Genomic DNA, 16,689 nt, shown 5'->3' on the forward strand with positions numbered 1-16,689 from the left:
ATTGAGCATGGCTGACGAGATCCACGATCTCGAGCGCAACAAGCAGATCGTCGCCGAGTTCTTCGACGTCGCCCACGGCACTGTGGCGGGACTGGAGCACCTCGACCGTTACGTGGCCGAGGACTACATCCAGCACAACCCGAACATCGAGCAGGGCCGCGAGGGGCTCCGCAAGTTCTTCACCTACATCCTCTCGCTGCCCCCGGAGGAGCGGCTCGACCCGGCGAAGGAGATCGAGGTGAACGTCATCGCCGACGGCGAGTTCATCGCCCGTCAGGCAATCCGCGAGGACGGGATGCTGATCGACGTCTTCCGCGTACGCGAGGGGCTGCTCGTCGAGCACTGGGATGCCTTCCGTCCGCCGCCCGGCGGCAAGGTCATCCACGGACTCGAGTGACCCCGACCGACTTGAGCACCGGCGCCATCCGGCCCCTGCCGGAACCGGATGGCGCCGGCACCTCCGCGTCAGCGACGCGGATCGCCCGTGAGTGCTCTCAGGACATGGACAGCATGGGCTTCACCACTCGCCGGACGTGGTGTCGGTCCAGGCCGTCGCGATGTCGGTGAACGGACGGGTCCGCACGAGCCTGTCGAAGGGGAATCGGCCGGGTCTCCAGAGCTCGATCAGCTTGGGGATGAGCGTCGCCGGGATCGCGGATGCCCCAATGCCGGCCTCGCGCGTACAGGTGAGCGGTGTCGGGCGTCCATTCGCCGTGAGGCGCGGCCACGAAGCCGCGGGGGCCCACGGCGTCGACCACGAAACGCGTGACGCCCCACCCGTGCCGCCATGACCGCGGCGAGGCCGACCCCCCGGGGCCGAGGACGACGTTGGAGTCGCCGGGCCTCGCTGACCGACCCGGCGCCGGTGATCAACGCAGGCCAACGGCCCGGGAGTCTGGTGCGGCACGTCATCGGGACCCTCACCACGCTCCCGACCGCAGCGACCGCAGAGGTGGTGAGCGGGGACTGCCCGAAGAACAAACCGCCCATCCGCACCGGGGTCATCGCGTCGGCCGCCGAACGCGACGAGCATGCCCTCGCGGCCGTAGGTGGGTCGCCCGGTGCGGCATCTGGGGCAGACCGCCGCACATGCCGCCGGAGAGGACGACATGGTCGTCGGCCGCGAACCCGTCGGCGCCCACCCGCTCCACGACCACAGGGATGCCGCGCCCGGCGTGCGCGTAGATGTCGGTGTGGCAGATCCCGGTCGTCACGACGCCCACCAGGATCTCATCGGCGCGCGGCTCCCCTAGCCCGGTCTCCTCGATCCGCGGGACCGGTTCCCCTGCTGCGCCACGCGAGACGTTACGGCTTGCCGGGTATGGAGGACGCCAGCGTCGCTTCCAACCCGCTCAGCACCCGGGGGTCCGCCACCGGGTCGCCGTGTCCGGGGCACAGAAGCGCGACGTCGTGGGCGGCCATCGCCGCGGCGGAGCGGCGGGCCATGGCCGCGTCGTCGTTGAAATGGCCCAGCGTGGGCTCTGCCGGAATGGTGACGATGAGGTCGCCGGTGAACAGGACACGGGACTCCGTCACCAGGAGGCCGATGCTGCCCTCCGTGTGCCCTGCTCCGCTGATCACCGCCGCTCCGCCCCCGATCGCGACGATGTCCCCCGCCTCCACCTCTGAGTCGACGCGACACGGAGGGGCCGGTGGGATGCCGGCGGACAGCCGCTCGAATACCGCGCGTTCCTCGTCGGTGAGCGTCCGGCGCGGGGGCCGGCGCTCGCCGCGGATGATCGGAGCGTCCGCGCGATGCGCGACCACTTCGACATCGCCCCAGCTCGCCACGTCCGCGGCCGCGCCCGCGTGGTCCTCGTGGTGATGTGTGAGCACGAGCCGCCGGAGGCCCGTGGTACGGAAGCCCAGCTCGGCGAAGGCAGCGGCGAGCGCGGGCTCGTCCCCGGGAAACCCTGCGTCGATCATCGTGATCTCCGCTCCGTCGCGCCAGACGTAGACCTGCGGGAAGCCCGTCCGGATCATGAAGAGATCGGGAGCGAGCTCGCGGATCTCCGTCGGTCGATCGCCCATGGGCCGTCTCGTCCTTGTCACAGCGCCTCATACGCCCGCGGGGGCGAGAACGATGTCGAAGCGCACCCGGCTCCACGTGCCGTCGATCACGCGGCCGTCGGGTGTCGGCGTGCCGGCCGGCTGTCGTGCGAACCGCTTGATCAGCGAGTCCTTCACGCCGAAGACGGTGTCCTTGCGGCCTATCGGGTCACCCTCGGGGAAGATGTGGGTCACCAGCGTGCGCGCCCCCTCGTGGGAGACCATGAAATGCAGATGGGCGGCGCGCAGCGGGGAGCGGCCGACGGCGTCGAGCATCTTGCCGACGGGTCCGTCGTCGGGGATGGGATACGGCGTCGGAGTGAGGCCCCAGAAGCGGTAGCCGCCGTCGGCCGCGGAGAACAGGTGTGCCCGGCCGGCCCGCTTGCCGGCGTCGTACTGCACGTCGTAGAGCCCGTCCTCGTCGGCCTCCCAGACCTCGATCCGCGCACCGGCGAGCGGATTGCCGTCGGTGTCGGTGACGGTGCCCTCGACCCAGCAGGGCTCACCGGGGGCGCCGAAGGCAAGGTCCTCGCCGAGCTCGATCGCCGGGGCGTCCTGAACGAAGAACGGCCCGAAGACAGTCGCCTCGGTGGCGCCCTTGTAGGCCTGGTTGTTGACGTTGATCGTCTGCATGCTCGCGCCGAGGGTGTCGGACAGCAGGATGAACTCCTGCCGGACGTCGTCGGTGATGTGACCGGCCTGGGTGAGGAAGCCGATCGCCTCCCCCCACTCCTCCTCGGTCAGCCGGACCTCGCGGATGAAGGAGTGCAGGTGCTTCACCAGGGAGACCATGAGTTCCTGCAGCCGCGGGTCCTCGCAGAGGCCGAAGGAGGCCACGACGTTGTCGACGAGCCTCTGCTCGACCGCCCGCTGCTCCGGCGACACCTCGCGGTAGATCGTGACGTCGGCACCGGCCTGGGCAGCGCCGGGATTGACGTAGGTAGCCATGACGGCCTCTTTCAGTTGACCGGATCGCCGGCCCACGCGGCCTGCAGCAGCATGGTCAGGTTCGCGTAGGTGACGCGGGTGGGGTTGCTGGCCGGGATCGCCTTCATGATCGGTCCCAGCGACCTGGCGATGCCGTCCTCGGGCATGCCGTAGTCGCGCAGCGCACTCGGCGCGTTCAGCACCTGGCGCAGGGCGGTCAGACCCTCGTTCGCCGTCGGAGCGGGGAAGGCCGCTCCGAACGCCTGAGTGATCCGCGCCTCCGCCTCAGGGGCGTGCGGGGCGTTGAAGGCCAGTACGTAGGGCAGCACGACCGCGTGGGTCTGTGCGTGGGGGAGGTTGAACATGCCGCCGAGGACGTGGCAGATCTTGTGGTGCATTCCGGAGCCGGCCGAGGCGAACGCGACGGCCGCGAGGTAGGCGCCGTAGAGCGTCTGCTCGATGCCCTCGACGCCGGCCGAGTCCTCGGCGACCGCCAGCAGGCCGGTGGCCAGCGCGCGGATGCCTTCCTGCGCCAGTGCCCGGTCGATCGGGTCGGCACGTGGCCCCCACATGGAGTCCACGCAGTGCGCCATCGCGTTCAGGCCGCTGGCGACCGTCATCTCGCCGGGCAGAGTGCTCAGGAGAGCGGCGTCGTAGACGACCGACGCGGGCAGCACCTTGCCGTCCACGCCGGTGGTCTTGGTCTCCCCCTCGGTCAGCCCCCACACGTTGGTCGCCTCGGAGCCGGCGTAGGTGGTGGGTACCGCGACGATCGGCAGCCCGGTGGTCAGCGCCACCGCCTTGGCCAGACCCGTGGTCGAGCCGCCGCCGACGCTGACCAGGATGTCCGCGCCCGCGTCGGAGGCCGCACGAAGGGCTCGCCCGGCGACCTCGACCGGTACGTGCATCACGACCTCCTCGTGACGCAGTACGAGCGGGATCTCCTTGGCGATCGGATCGGCCAGTTCCCTCTCACGGTCCGACGCGATCAGCATGACCTTGGAACCGCCGAGTGCCTCGACCTCCGCCGCCACAGCGGCGGGCGACTCCCCGGCCGCGAACACCACCCGCTGGGGAAGGGTCTCGTGCGTGAATCTCATCGCTTGCTCCTTCGGTGGGTCTGCGGCCTCAGGCCCCGGCCAGCCATCGCGTGCCTTCGGAGTAGAGGTGCTCGACCGCTGGGCCGGTGAGACCGGGGAGCCCGTCCTTCACCATGAAGCCCGCCTTGGTCTGCAGGTAGGCCAAGTGCCGGTAGCCGGTCGGGAACCGGTCCAGGAGCTCGGGATCCAACGTCAGTGAGACAGCGGGGTCGACGACGTCGAGCCGGTCCTTCTCGTAGATCGGTTGCCGACGCACGAGGGTCCAGCGCCCCTCGTGCCGGGAGAGGAAGTCGTAGAAGCGGCCGGTGCAGACGACATCGACCTCGACGCCGTCGATGGTCTCGCGCTGGTTGATCGTCATCTTCGTCTGGGCGACGGCCCGGTCGCCGGCGATGTCCGCGGTGTGACCGCCCAGGAAGTGCAGAATGCTGACTCCGTTCTCGAAGCCCTCACGACTGGCCTTGATGAAGTCGGTGGCACTTCCCTGGAACCAGGTGGCGCTCATCCAGCCGTCGCGCGGATGCCAGACCGTGGCGAAGCGGCCCCAGTCCCCGGCATCGCGCCACAGCGCCCAGTTCTCGATGAGCTGCCGGATCTCGTGGCGGTCGTTGTCGGCCTGCGACATTGTTGACTCCTTGGAAGGGTGGAGATCCCTGGTGCAGGGGCCTCGTCAGAAGGACCGGAGGAACTCCTCCACCTCTCGGTGGAGTTGCTCGAGGGCCTCTGTCTCCCGGACCTCCGCCAGCCATGCCGCTCCTACCGCCGGGCTGAAAGCCGCGGCAAGGCACCACATCCAGCCGGGCAGGGCCCGGGGGCGCGGCGCACGCCGTGTCACGTGCGCCCTACGACCTCGTCGCATCGTCAGATGGGGTAGTGGCGGGATCCGGACTGGATGGTGATCCAGCGCAGCTCGGTGAACTCCTCCAGCGCGGCGCGGGAGCCGAAGCGGCCCCAGCCGCTGGCGCCTACACCGCCGAAGGGCATCTGGGGCTCGTCGTGCACGGTGGCGCCGTTGATGTGGCAGATGCCGGACTTGATCCGACGGGCGACGTCGAGTGCCGCGGCCGCGTCCTTGCCGAAGACCGCTGCGGAGAGTCCGTACTCGGTGTCGTTGGCGACCGTGACGGCCTCGTCGGTCGAATCCACCTCGATGATCGAGACCACCGGTCCGAAGGATTCCTCGCTGTAGATGCGCATGTCCGGCGTGACACCACGCACCACGGTGGGCTGCACGAACAGGCCGTCGGCCGTGCCACCGGTCAGGATCTGCGCGCCCTTGGCACGGGCGTCCTCGATCAACGCGACCACGTGGTCCCGGGCGACGGTGTGGACCAGCGGGCCGATCTGTGAGGCGGGGTCGCTCGGGGGCCCGACGACCAGCTTGGCGGCACGCTCGGCCAGGCGGGAGGAGAACTCGTCGGCGACGGTCCGGTCGACGATGACGCGCTCGGTCGACATGCAGATCTCGCCCTGGTTCATGAAGGCGCCGAAGCTCGCCGCGGCGGCGGCCTCCTCCAGGTCCGCGTCGGGGAGCACCAGGAAGGGCGCCTTGCCGCCGAGTTCGAGGACCACACGGGTGAGGTGACGGCCACCGAGTTCGCCGATGATGCGGCCGACCTTGCTGGATCCCGTGAAGTTCACACGGGTCACGGCCGGGTGGGCGATCAGGGCCTCGACGACGCTCGGACCGTCCTCGGGGGCGTTGCTGATGAGGTTGACCGCTCCGGCGGGCACGCCGGCGTCGTGCAGCACCTGGACGATGGCGGCCTGGGTGAGCGGCGTCTGCTCGGAGGACTTCAGCACCACGGTGTTGCCCCACACCAGCGGCCACACGACGGCACGCACACCGAGGATCAGCGGCGCGTTCCACGGCGCGATGCCGACGACGACACCGACCGGCTGGCGCACACCGAGTGCGGTGAGGCCGGGCACGTCCGACGGGATGACCTCGCCGACGGCCGCGTACGCCTGGGCCGCCGCCTCGACGAGCATGCCCTTCGCGACGTGGACGTTGAAGCCGCACCAGGGCAGGGTGGCACCCATCTCGCGGCTCATCGTGGCGACGATCTCGTCGGTGCGCTCGCCGAGCAGGACGGCCGCACGTTCCAGGACCGACCGCCGCCCGGCCGGCGGAAGGCCCGACCACTCGGGGAGGGCGGTCGCCGCCGCGTCCACCGCGAAGTTGACATCGTCGACGGAGGCTGCGGCGACCCGTGCGATCGGCTCGCCGGTCAGCGCCTCGGTCGTCTCGAAGTAGCGGCCGTCCTTGGCCGGGACGTGCTCGCCCGCGATGAGGAGGTCGCTGGTCCGGACCGCGCCGGACGTGGGTGCCTTGATCTCAGTAGCTGACATTGTTGTCGCCTCGCCTCCACAACAGCGGCGATCGTCGTCGATCGCCGCGGGAACCTTCATGTCGAACTCTCTGCCGCCGGCCGCCCGCCCTGAAGCCTCTTGTCCGTTCATCGAACAGCGGTGTGAGGGGACGCGGCCGGCCTTCTCGGGTGTCAGGCCGGCGGCATGCGCTTGGACTGGTGCATGTGCGCCAGGCGCCAGCCCTCCGCGGTCTTCTCCCAGACCCGGGTCATCACTTCCTGTACGGGGAAGGGCGGGAGGTTCTCGTCGAAGATGATGTGCATCTCCTGGAGACAGGTGGTGATCGCGGTGTCGCCGTGGACCGTGATGCTCAGTTCCTCGGCCTTGGCGAAGACGGTGCGGCGGCGGGTCGAGGCGAAGTGGGCGAAGGCCTCCCGGCCGTCGACCTTCCCGACCGGGCCGTGGACGACGTGACTGTCCTCGACCATGAGGGCGATCAGCGCCTTCTCGCCCTCGACGAGAGCCACGAGCCAGTCGACTTCCGCCTGTTCGATCGCCTGGAGGGTCGCGGTGGCTGCGGTGGACGTGGTCGTTGTCATAGGTCCAGCTCCAGAATCGGTGAGAGTGCTCGCGATGAGCAGGTGGTGAACATGCCGTCGGCGCGTTCCCGATCGGTGAGGATGTCGTCGCGGTGGTCGGGCTCTCCGGCGAGGACGCGCACGATGCACTCACCGCAGATTCCCTGCTGGCACGAGTAGGGGGCGTCCACGCCGTTGGCGAGCAGGACGTCGAGGACGCTCTGGCCCTCCTCGATCCCGTACTCGCCGCCGGTCCTGGCCAGCCGCACTCGAAAGGCCCCGCCGGCCTTGTGCGCCTCGGCGTCCTCGACGGGTGCGAAGCGCTCCTTGTGGATCGCTTCGGCAGGCCATCCCGCCGCGAGCGCGGAGGAGATCACGAAGTCCATGAAGCCTCCCGGTCCGCAGACGTAGATCGCCGTGTGGGGATCGGGCCGGCCGATGTCGGTGGCGATGCCGAACCGCTGGTCGTCCGGGCCGTCGTCGAAGTGGAGCCGGACACGGGGGTTGTGCTCCAGTTCGTCGAGGAACGCCGAGTCACCCCGGCTCCGCGCGCAGTAGTGCAATTCGTACTCCGCGCCGCTCGCTTCGAGCGCGTGCGCCATGGCCAGCAGAGGAGTGATGCCGATACCGCCGGCTACCAGCAGATGGCGTCGTGCCTCGGCCGAGACCCCGAACCTGTTCCGGGGACGGGAGATCCGCAGCCTGTCGCCCTTGCGGAGCCGATGCATCCCCAGCGAGCCGCCGCGCGACGCCGTCTCGGCCAGCACCGCCAGCCGATAGCGGGTGCGGTCGTGCGGCGGCCCGCACAGGGAGTACTGGCGGACCAGCCCGGCGGCACTGTCGACCAGTACGTCGACATGGGCGCCGGCGGCGAACTCCGGAAGCTCGGTGTCGTCTGGCCTGACCAGGTCGAGCACCACGATCCGACTGGTCGCGTCGCGCCGGGCGTCCACGACGGTGTCGAACCACTCGTTGTTCATGATCGTCGCTCAGATTCCAGCGGTGGCCGGCGCGTCGGCGTCGTCGCCCGCGGGGCGCTTGCCGAGGGTGAAGAGCCCGGACTGGGTGCGGTGGACCTCCGAGGGGTCGCGGACGATGTTGATCGGGTCGCGCCCGGCCTCGACGTCGTCGACCATCGTTAGCAGCATGCGGCGCAGCATGGCGACGCCGCGGTCCGAGGTGGCCAGGGTCTCCACGGAGTCCAGGGTGATCGCTCCCTGGGAGCCCTGGGCCTCCGCGTCACCGGGGAAGCGGTGGCGCTCCTCGTCGGTCAGCTCGTGGTTCTGCTTGCCGTTCTGCGTGATGCCGATCACGAAGCGGACCATGCGCTCGGGATCGTTGGTCCGGATCGAGAAGAAGAGCCGGTTGGTGGTGTCGTCGGAGGGCACGAGCCACAGCAACTGGTCCGGATTGTCGGGGCTGATCTTCACGTAGTCCGGCAGGCCGAAGATGTTGGGCAGGTGCTGCTCGACCGCGAAGCCGTACTCGGTGACCTCGCCGTCCTCGCCCTCGACCTCGAATCGCTGGATGTACTTCACGCCGTGGTCGGTACGCTCGTACGTCACGCGGTCGGCGATGGTGGCCGGGTCGAAGAAGCTCTCGGGGTAGCCGAAGGTACCGGTGCCCAGCATCTGGAAGCCGCTGTGCGTGGAGTGCAGCCAGGTGACGTGCACCGGGTCGGCGCCGTTCTCGTACATGTTGAGCCAGTTGAAGTCCGCCGGCATACCGAGGACCGCTGCGTGCGGGACCGGCCAGCTGGCGAAGTACTTCTCGTCCTCGGCGGGGTTCTCCAGCGCGTCGAAGCGCGGGAGTTCGGGCTTGAGCTCGGGCGGGCCCATGTAGACGAAGACGAGGCCGTAGCGCTCCTGGACGGGGTACCACGGCTGGCGGGCGGCGTCGCGCCTGCGCCCCAGGGCCGGCTCACACGCCTGCTCGACGCAGCGGCCCTCGACGTCGAACTTCCAGCCGTGGTAGCAGCAGCGGATGCCGTCGTCCTCGACGCGGCCGTAGTAGAGGCTGGCGCCGCGGTGGGTGCAGCGCTCGATCACGACACCGGGCTTGCCCTGTCCGTCCCGGAACACGACCAGGTCCTCGCCCAGTACACGGGTCTTCTGCGGCAGGGCACCGGCGAGGAGCGTCTCCGAGCTGGCGATCGGGTGCCAGTAGCGGCGCAGGGCCTCGCCCATGGGCGTACCGGGCCCGACCTCACGCAGACGGGCGTTGTAGGAGGGCTTCGGACGACCGTAGCCGGTACCGGTGTCGATCTCTGTAGTGGTGGTCATCGTCATTGACTCCCGTGCGGCTCGGGCGCACAGCTGGTGGCGCGTGCAGGGCTGTGGGGGATCACCTGCGAGGGCACCGTTCTGCACGACCCTCGAATGAGATTGTTGATTCACATTCGCATTTCACTTCATGGTGCGTCAAGGGTCATGTCCAGGTGTCCGCTCGGCGAGGAGAGGCTGCTTTCCCGACGCCCGCGCCCCAGCTCCGAGCCGGTCACGCACGGCGCCACCCCCGCACGGCACAAGCTCGCCGACCCGATCGCGCTACTGCTCACGGCCCAGAAAGGCCAGGCGCAGGGCCGCCGGAACGCATGCCGACCGCGTATACGCTGAGGCGGTGACTACCCAACCTTCACTCGATCTGCCGCCGGCGCAGCAGGCGCGCAGCCGACTGACCCAGCAGCGGATCCTGGAAGCGGGTACGGCCCTCCTGACAGAGGGCGGCACCGAGGCGCTCACCATCGCGGCCGTCGCCGCTCGAGCGGGCGTCTCGGTGGGGAGTGTCTACCGACGGTTCGGCGACAAGGACCGTCTGATCGCCGCACTGCAGCACGACATGATCGATCACTTTCGCGCCGACATCATCCGCCGCTTCGCTCCTCTGCGCACGGACCCGACCACACTGATCGCCTCGGCGGTCGCCGGGATCACCGAGACGTTCGAGGCACACGCTCGCCTGATGCGCGTCTTCATCACCGCGGGCACCACCGATCCGGCGGTCTCCGAAGTCGGGTCCGACGCCAGCATCGACGCCGGCCAGGTGTTCCGGCAGTTCCTGGAACCGATCGCGGCGATGATCAGCACGCCGGAGCCGGACCTGCGGCTGGATGTCACCTTTCGCCTGGTGTACGCGGCGTGCATGAACCGCGTGCTGCACGGCGAACGATTCGAGTCCGCGCGACCGCTGACATGGCGTCAACTCACCGACGAGCTGGCGAACGTTGCCTGTCTGTACCTGCTGGGCGCCTCGACGGAGTGAGCTCCCGGGCCGCCTGATGCGAATGCGAGGTACGCTTCACATTCACCTCGGGCCGCGGCATACTGTCGCGCGTTTCCAGCGTTTCCAGCGTGTCCGGAATCAGCGATGACCTGGACTGCCGACGCTCCGGGGATCCCACGGAAGACGTCCGGCCGGCCACTCGGCCGCCAAGGGAAGGAACCACCCCATGCGAGAGCCGCTCAGCTACGAGATCGCGCACGGCGCCGCTCTGGCCGCTCTGGAAGCGGGAAGGGCCGAGGGGCACAATGTGTGCGCCGTCGTGGTCAACCGAAGCGGGGTCACGAAGGTTCTCCTCAGCGACGACGGCGTCGGTCTTCTCGGCGTGGAAACCGCGCGGCGCAAGGCCTACACCTCGGCCGTGAGCGGTGTCCCGACGGCCAAGTTCGCGGCCTTCGCCGCGTCCCCCCAGATGCAGGTGGCACCTCCTCACCTGGTCGATGCCAACCTCCTGCCGGTCGCCGGCGGCGTCCCGATCGTGACGGCCGACGGCGAGGTCATCGGCGCCATCGGCGTGGGCGGGGCGGACGACGTCACCGACGACCGCATCGCGCATCACGCTCGAGACTCCGTCACGAAGATCGTTGCGTAGGCGTTTCTCCCGGTCGGCGAGGCGGCGACGTCGGGCCTTGTGGCGGTCGTCGCGCGCCCTGGGCATGCCCGGAGCGCGTGAGGGCCTCGCTCAGCAACCGCCGGCCGGCCTGAAGGTGTCCTTTCCTCGCGTTGCCAGACGAGACCAGGAAACGGCCGTCGAGAAGGCGCTCCGCTCCGCACACCGATGACGCCGGGCCACCACCCGCACTCCCGCTCCCGCCGCCCACAAGGCAGGGCTGTTGCGCGGTGCGAGGGTCGGCCGATCCGGCTTCGGTGCGCGTCAGAACATCGCCTCAATAATCCCTACGGTGCGCACAAGGTGCGGTTCGGAGCGCTCGGCGCGGTGGGCGACGGCCAGTTCCACCCGCGCGTCGGCCCCGGCCAGCGGTAGGTAGACGACACCGTCGAGCGCCAACGCGGTCACGGGCTCGGGCACGACCGCGACACCGAGGCCCCCGGCCACCAGGGTGACCAACGTCGAGGTCTCACCGACCTCGTGGCGAATGTGCGGTTCGACACCGGCCTCGCGAAGGAGGCCCAGGACGACGTCGTACATCACCGACCGGCGGTCGGCGGAGTGCACGATCAGGTCGGCACCGGCGAGGTCCGCGGCACGCAGGCGCTTCCGGCGGGCGAGGGGATGGCCGACCGGGACGGCGACGACGAGCCGGTCCCTGCGCAGGGTGCGGACGGTGAGGGAGGGGTCGGCCGCCAGAGGGCGCAGCAGCCCGACGTCGATGGCGCCGGCGCGCAGCGCCTCGACCTGGTCGGGCGCGAGCATCTCGCCGCGGAAGGAGAAGTCGACACCGGGCAGTTCCTCCGAGAGCCGCCGCGAGAGCGCGGGCAGGAGGCTGTACGTCGCGGAGCCGACGCACCCGATCGCCAGGCGGCCCACCGAGCCGGCGTCGACGAGGCGTGCGTGCTGGGCGGCATCGTCGACGTCGGCGAGGATCGTGCGCGCCCGCTCCAGGTAGGCCCGTCCGGCCTCGGTGAGGTCGACCCGCCGTGTGGTGCGGTGGAGCAGCTCGACACCCAACTCGGCTTCGAGCTGGCGGATCTGTGTGGAGAGCGGCGGCTGGGCCATGTGGAGCCGCTCGGCGGCGCGGCCGAAGTGGCGCTCCTCGGCCACCGCGACGAAGTAGCGAAGATGGCGCAGATCCATACTTCGTCCATATCAATCGCTGCGGATATACGTACTTCAGAATATCGCGGTCCGGGGCTAGCGTCGCTCTCATGAGTGCTTTCATCTACGCCGCGACGCGCACGCCGTTCGGCCGCTTCAACGGCGCGCTGGCCGGCGTCCGCCCCGACGACCTCGCCGCCGCCGCGATCACCTCGACGCTCGCCCGGGTGCCGGACCTCGACCCCGCCGCGATCGGCGACGTGGTGTGGGGCAACGCCAACGGCGCCGGCGAGGAGAACCGCAACGTCGGCCGCATGGCCGCGCTGCTCGCCGGACTTCCGGTGAGCGTGCCCGGCACCACGGTCAACCGGCTGTGCGGCTCCAGTCTCGACGCGGCGATGACGGCCAGCCGGACCATCGAGTCCGGCGATGCCGAGGTGGTGCTGACCGGTGGCGTGGAGTCGATGACGCGTGCGCCGTGGGTGCTGCCCAAGTCGGCGAAACCGTTCCCGGCCGGCGACGTCACCGCGGTCTCGACCACGCTCGGCTGGCGGCTGGTCAACCCGCGGATGCCGAAGGAGTGGACGGTCAGCCTCGGCGAGTCCAACGAGCAGCTCCGCGAGCGCTTCGGGATCTCCCGCGAGCGGCAGGACGCGTTCGCCGCCCGCTCCCACCAACTCGCCCACCAGGCCTGGGAGTCGGGCTTCTACGACGACCTGGTGGTGCCGGTCGAAGGTGTCGACCTGACCCGCGACGAGAGCATCCGGGCCGGATCCACGCCGGAGGTGCTGGCGGGGCTCAAGCCGGTCTTCCGCAACCCGGAGCAGGGCGGCACCATCACGGCGGGCAACGCCAGCCCGCTCAACGACGGCGCCTCGGCGGTGCTGCTGGGCAGCGAGCGGGCCGCGGCCGCCATCGGGGCCGACCCGATCGCCCGTGTCGCCGGCCGCGGAGTGATGGCGCTGGAGCCGCAGGCCTTCGGCTACGCGCCCGTCGAGGCCGCCAACCGTGCGCTGGCCCGGGCCGGGATCAGCTGGGACCAGGTGGGCGCGGTCGAGCTCAACGAGGCCTTCGCCGTGCAGTCCCTCGCCTGCGTCGACGCGTGGAAGATCGACCCCGCCGTCGTCAACCAGAAGGGCGGCGCCATCGCGATCGGACACCCGCTGGGCGCCTCGGGCGGTCGCGTCCTCGCCACCCTGGCCAAGGTGCTGCGCGAGACCGGGCAACGGTACGGCGTCGCCGCGATCTGCATCGGGGTCGGCCAGGGCCTGGCCGTCGTACTCGAGAACTGCGACACGGCGGGGGCGGGCCGGTGAGCCGGGCGGAGATCGTCGAAAGCACCGACGCGGCGGTGGCCGGGATCGAGGACGGATCCACCGTGCTCGTCGGCGGGTTCGGTCTGGCCGGGATGCCGTTCGACCTGATCGACGCGCTGATCCGGCAGGGCGCGAAGGACCTCACGATCGTGTCCAACAACGCGGGCAACGGTGATGTCGGACTGGCCGCGCTGCTGGCCGCCGGCCGGGTGCGCAAGGTGCTGTGTTCCTTTCCGCGCCAGGTCGACTCCTGGGTCTTCGACGGCCTCTACCGCGCGGGGAAGATCGAGCTGGAAGTCGTGCCGCAGGGCAACCTCGCCGAGCGGATGCGGGCGGCCGGTGCCGGGATCGGCGCGTTCTACTGCCCGACCGCGGTCGGCACACCGCTGGCCGAGGGCAAGGAGGAGCGGGAGATCGACGGCCGGAAGTACCTGCTGGAGTACCCCATCAAGGGTGACTACGCGCTGATCGGCGCGCACGTCGCGGACACGCTGGGCAACCTCGTCTACCGCAAGACCGCCCGCAACTTCGGACCGGTCATGGCCACGGCCGCGACGACGACCGTCGTCCAGGTCGACCAGGTCGTCGAGCCCGGGAAGCTCGACCCGGAGGCCATCGTCACCCCGTCCATCTACGTCGACCGGGTCGTCCAGGTGACGGCCCGTCACTACACCGTGCAGGGGGCACGATGACCACCACGTACGCAGGGGTGCCGACGGGCGCCGACCACCGGCTCTCGATGGACGAACTGGCCGCCGTCATCGCACGCGACATCCCGGCCGGCGCCTTCGTCAACCTCGGAATCGGGCAGCCCACCAAGATCGCCGACCATCTGCCGGCCGACTCCGGGGTGGTGCTGCACACCGAGAACGGCATGCTCAACATGGGTCCGAAGGCCGAGGGCGACGCGGTCGACCCCGATCTGACCAACGCCGGCAAGGTCCCGGTGACCGAGCTGCCGGGGGCCGCGTACTTCCATCACGCCGACTCCTTCGCCATGATGCGCGGCGGACACCTCGACGTCTGCGTCCTCGGCGCCTACCAGGTCGCCTTCGACGGCGACCTCGCCAACTGGACCACCGGCAGGCCCGACGACATCCCCGCCGTCGGCGGCGCCATGGACCTCGCCATCGGCGCCAAGGACGTCTACGTGATGATGACCCTCTTCACCCGCTCCGGCGAACCGAAGCTCGTCCCGCGCTGCACCTACCCGCTGACCGGCGTCGGCTGCGTCAGCCGCGTCTACACGGACCACGGCGTCTTCGACGTCGGCCTCGACGGCGTACGGATCCGGGAGACATACGGCATGGGCGCCGACGAACTCGCGGAACGACTCGGCATCACGCCACCTGCGCGTCAGCCTTAGGTGCTCCGCAAGTACCTGCCCAAGGGGACGAACCTGTCGACCTTCAGCCAGGACGACACCAACGCCATCGCGGCGAAGCTCAACAACCGTCCGCGCAAGTGCCTGGGCTTCCGGACACCAGCAGAGAGCGTTGCCTTGACCGGTTGGATCTGAGGTCCGTCGCATCAAGGAGACACGCTCTGGGCGGCCCAGGACCCCTCGGTCGGGCTGACGAGGGGTCCTCACCGGAGTTCAGCCCTTGCCGGGCAGGCGCCAGATCTGGTTCTTCTTGGTGCTCAGTGCGCTCGCCGCGTCGCAGGTCCACTGGTGGATCTTCGCGCCGGCCGTGGTCGACACATCGCTGACGTCGACGCATTTGCCGCTGTGGACGGCGACCAGTTGGTAGTCCTGGGCATTGCCGAGTGCGGTGACGGGGTTGAGGGTGAACTGCTGGTTGGCGGCGCCGTTGCAGGTGTACTGGATGACGGCGGCGCCGTCGGCAGTGGACGCGCCCGAGACGTCCAGGCACTTTCCGCTCAACTCGTTGACGACCGTATAGGTGTTGCTCGTACCACTCACCGGCTTCAGGTCGAGCAACTGCTGGTAGCCGCCCTCGCAGTAGTACTGCTGGTACTGGGTGCCGTTGGCGGTACTGACACCCGTGTCGTCCAGGCACTGGCCGCTGTTCTGGCTGACGGCGACCGTGGAGACGGTGGTGTTGGACGGGGGCAGCAGGGTCACGGTGTAGCCGTCCTTGGCGTTCGTCCACGGCAGGCTCACCGAGGCGGCGTTGCCGCTGACCGTGAGGGTCGTGTCGGAGATCGTCTCAGGGCCGGTGACCGCAGCCCCGCTGTTGTACGGGATGCGCTGGACGACGGCGCGGACGTGGCCGTTCGTCACGACGGACGTGGTGTTGAGCCCGGTCAGGTTGACAGTGACAGTGCCGGTGTTGCCGCTGCTGCCGAGCAGCACCCTGGCGTTCTTCGCGGAGTTGTCCTTGGTGGCCAGGCCGTCGGTGCCGGTGCCGGGGACCAGATTGACGATGTTGCCGGTCTGGGAGCCGTAGTAGCGGTACATGAACCACTCGCCGAGCGGCAGGTACTGGCCCGCGCTGTTCTTGGTGAGCAGGTTGGCCTCGTTGTCGTGCAAGGCGGTGCCGGAGGCCCAGTTGCCGCGCAGTCCGTCGGCGCCGGCGCGTTCCAGGCGGCCGATGAACCAGGCGCCGCCGCCCGGGGACTGCATGGAGAGGGTGGCGTACTCGTTGATCTGGTAAGCGCGGGTGTTGGTCAACCCGGCTGCGGAGAGGGAGGAGTTGGCGCGGCCGACGTCGGTGACCGGGTCACCGGGTTCGTCGTGCCAGCTGTAGATGTCGGGGGCGACGTTGTTCGCCTTGACGTAGGTCAGGTACGTCGTCCACCAGCTGTTGGAGGAGTTGGGCTGGCCCGCGGTGCTGGGGCCGACGATGAGCTGGGCGGGGAAGGCGGCGCGCACCCTGGCGTAGAAGCGGGACCACATCTGCAGGTACTGCGTCTGCGAGGCGCCCCAGAAGCCGCTGCCGTCCGGCTCGTTCCACAGGTCCCACTGGACCGTCATGTTGTTGGCCTTGACGTCACCGATGAGCTGGGTGACGAAGGCGTCGAACTGCGTCCAGTCGCCGTTGTCACCGGGCCAGCCCTGGCTGGTGGTGCCGTCGGCGCCCCACAGGTCGTGCGGGAGGAGGACGAAGGTGCCGCCGAGGGCGGCGGTCCGCTTGTACTGGGCGAGAGTCGATGCCCAGCGGGTCTGGTAGTCGGCGAGGCTGGTGGCATAGCCGCCGCTGTTGAGCTGGGCGCCACCGGCTCGCATGAAGTGCCACTTGATGTCGGTGAAGAAGTGGTCCTGCGGCAGCGAGCCGTCCGGGGTCATCCCGTAGATCATGCCGGAGGCGTGGTACGTGGGGGCACCGCCGGCGGTGGAGAAGTCGACGGTGACGGAGGTGTCCGCGGCGTGGGCCGTGGTCGCGGGGAGCGTGAGAGCGGCGAAGGAGGCGAGGATCGCAGCGACCACGGCGGCCCTGCGGCCCCTC

General features: G+C 69.8%; 17 protein-coding genes and 1 pseudogene. 7 read left to right on the top strand and 11 right to left on the bottom strand.

Features of this window, described 5'->3' with window-relative positions:
- Positions 1-7 precede the first annotated feature (7 nt).
- Positions 8-397, top strand: coding sequence for a nuclear transport factor 2 family protein (locus ACFXC1_RS48905; RefSeq protein WP_381256313.1), 390 nt, complete (start codon positions 8-10; stop codon positions 395-397).
- A 604-nt stretch (positions 398-1,001) separates the two neighbouring features.
- On the opposite strand, the gene ACFXC1_RS48910 is transcribed toward ACFXC1_RS48905, so the two are convergent.
- From ACFXC1_RS48910 to ACFXC1_RS48950, 9 genes are all read right to left on the bottom strand, one after another.
- On the bottom strand, positions 1,002-1,223 hold the full coding sequence (locus tag ACFXC1_RS48910; RefSeq protein ID WP_381256315.1) for a hypothetical protein: 222 nt from the start codon (positions 1,221-1,223) through the stop codon (positions 1,002-1,004).
- A gap of 82 nt (positions 1,224-1,305) precedes the next feature.
- Positions 1,306-2,031, bottom strand: a complete 726-nt coding sequence (locus ACFXC1_RS48915; RefSeq protein WP_381256318.1) for an MBL fold metallo-hydrolase — start codon at positions 2,029-2,031, stop codon at positions 1,306-1,308.
- Positions 2,032-2,058: 27 nt separating this feature from the next.
- Complete coding sequence (locus ACFXC1_RS48920; RefSeq protein WP_381256321.1) at positions 2,059-2,997, bottom strand: dioxygenase family protein; 939 nt, start codon at positions 2,995-2,997, stop codon at positions 2,059-2,061.
- 11 nt (positions 2,998-3,008) lie between these two features.
- Positions 3,009-4,076: a maleylacetate reductase gene (locus tag ACFXC1_RS48925; protein WP_381256323.1), complete on the bottom strand. Its 1,068-nt coding sequence runs from the start codon at positions 4,074-4,076 to the stop codon at positions 3,009-3,011.
- Between the two features lie 28 nt (positions 4,077-4,104).
- A complete protein-coding gene (locus ACFXC1_RS48930; RefSeq protein ID WP_381256326.1) occupies positions 4,105-4,701 on the bottom strand; it encodes a nuclear transport factor 2 family protein in 597 nt (198 codons plus the stop codon).
- Between the two features lie 236 nt (positions 4,702-4,937).
- Positions 4,938-6,428: an aldehyde dehydrogenase gene (locus ACFXC1_RS48935; RefSeq protein WP_381256328.1), complete on the bottom strand. Its 1,491-nt coding sequence runs from the start codon at positions 6,426-6,428 to the stop codon at positions 4,938-4,940.
- A gap of 152 nt (positions 6,429-6,580) precedes the next feature.
- The gene (locus ACFXC1_RS48940; RefSeq protein WP_381256331.1) at positions 6,581-6,988 is read right to left on the bottom strand and encodes a nuclear transport factor 2 family protein; all 408 of its coding nucleotides are present in this window, start codon (positions 6,986-6,988) and stop codon (positions 6,581-6,583) included.
- Positions 6,985-7,947: a PDR/VanB family oxidoreductase gene (locus tag ACFXC1_RS48945; protein ID WP_381256334.1), complete on the bottom strand. Its 963-nt coding sequence runs from the start codon at positions 7,945-7,947 to the stop codon at positions 6,985-6,987. The genes ACFXC1_RS48940 and ACFXC1_RS48945 overlap by 4 nt, the downstream gene beginning before the upstream one ends.
- Before the next feature lie 9 nt (positions 7,948-7,956).
- Entirely contained in the window at positions 7,957-9,249 is a 1,293-nt protein-coding gene (locus tag ACFXC1_RS48950) for a Rieske 2Fe-2S domain-containing protein (protein ID WP_381256336.1), read from the bottom strand.
- Between the two features lie 337 nt (positions 9,250-9,586).
- Between ACFXC1_RS48950 and ACFXC1_RS48955 the strand changes: the two genes are divergently transcribed.
- Together ACFXC1_RS48955 and ACFXC1_RS48960 are read left to right on the top strand one after the other, a co-directional pair.
- Positions 9,587-10,228, top strand: a complete 642-nt coding sequence (locus ACFXC1_RS48955) for a TetR/AcrR family transcriptional regulator (protein ID WP_381256339.1) — start codon at positions 9,587-9,589, stop codon at positions 10,226-10,228.
- 187 nt (positions 10,229-10,415) lie between these two features.
- Positions 10,416-10,838, top strand: coding sequence for a GlcG/HbpS family heme-binding protein (locus ACFXC1_RS48960; RefSeq protein WP_381256342.1), 423 nt, complete (start codon positions 10,416-10,418; stop codon positions 10,836-10,838).
- Between the two features lie 282 nt (positions 10,839-11,120).
- Here ACFXC1_RS48960 and ACFXC1_RS48965 read toward each other — a convergent pair whose 3' ends face one another.
- Entirely contained in the window at positions 11,121-12,002 is an 882-nt protein-coding gene (locus ACFXC1_RS48965; protein WP_381256344.1) for a LysR family transcriptional regulator, read from the bottom strand.
- A 71-nt stretch (positions 12,003-12,073) separates the two neighbouring features.
- Between ACFXC1_RS48965 and ACFXC1_RS48970 the strand changes: the two genes are divergently transcribed.
- From ACFXC1_RS48970 to ACFXC1_RS48985, 4 genes and pseudogenes are all read left to right on the top strand, one after another.
- A complete protein-coding gene (locus tag ACFXC1_RS48970; protein WP_381256346.1) occupies positions 12,074-13,279 on the top strand; it encodes a thiolase family protein in 1,206 nt (401 codons plus the stop codon).
- Positions 13,276-13,971 carry a 3-oxoacid CoA-transferase subunit A gene (locus ACFXC1_RS48975; protein ID WP_381256349.1) on the top strand — a complete coding sequence of 232 codons (696 nt, stop codon included), beginning with the start codon at positions 13,276-13,278 and terminating at the stop codon, positions 13,969-13,971. Before ACFXC1_RS48970 ends, ACFXC1_RS48975 begins: the two co-directional genes overlap by 4 nt.
- On the top strand, positions 13,968-14,645 hold the full coding sequence (locus ACFXC1_RS48980) for a 3-oxoacid CoA-transferase subunit B (protein ID WP_381256352.1): 678 nt from the start codon (positions 13,968-13,970) through the stop codon (positions 14,643-14,645). Before ACFXC1_RS48975 ends, ACFXC1_RS48980 begins: the two co-directional genes overlap by 4 nt.
- A pseudogene (locus ACFXC1_RS48985) lies at positions 14,646-14,798 on the top strand (IS30 family transposase); the annotation flags it as partial. It lies immediately after the preceding gene.
- Positions 14,799-14,876: 78 nt separating this feature from the next.
- Here the strand turns inward: ACFXC1_RS48985 and ACFXC1_RS48990 are convergent.
- Entirely contained in the window at positions 14,877-16,670 is a 1,794-nt protein-coding gene (locus ACFXC1_RS48990) for an RICIN domain-containing protein (protein WP_381256355.1), read from the bottom strand.
- Positions 16,671-16,689: the final 19 nt, after the last annotated feature.

This window comes from Streptomyces hokutonensis, assembly GCF_042751305.1.
In the GTDB taxonomy this organism is placed as follows: Bacteria; Actinomycetota; Actinomycetes; order Streptomycetales; family Streptomycetaceae; genus Streptomyces; species Streptomyces hokutonensis_A.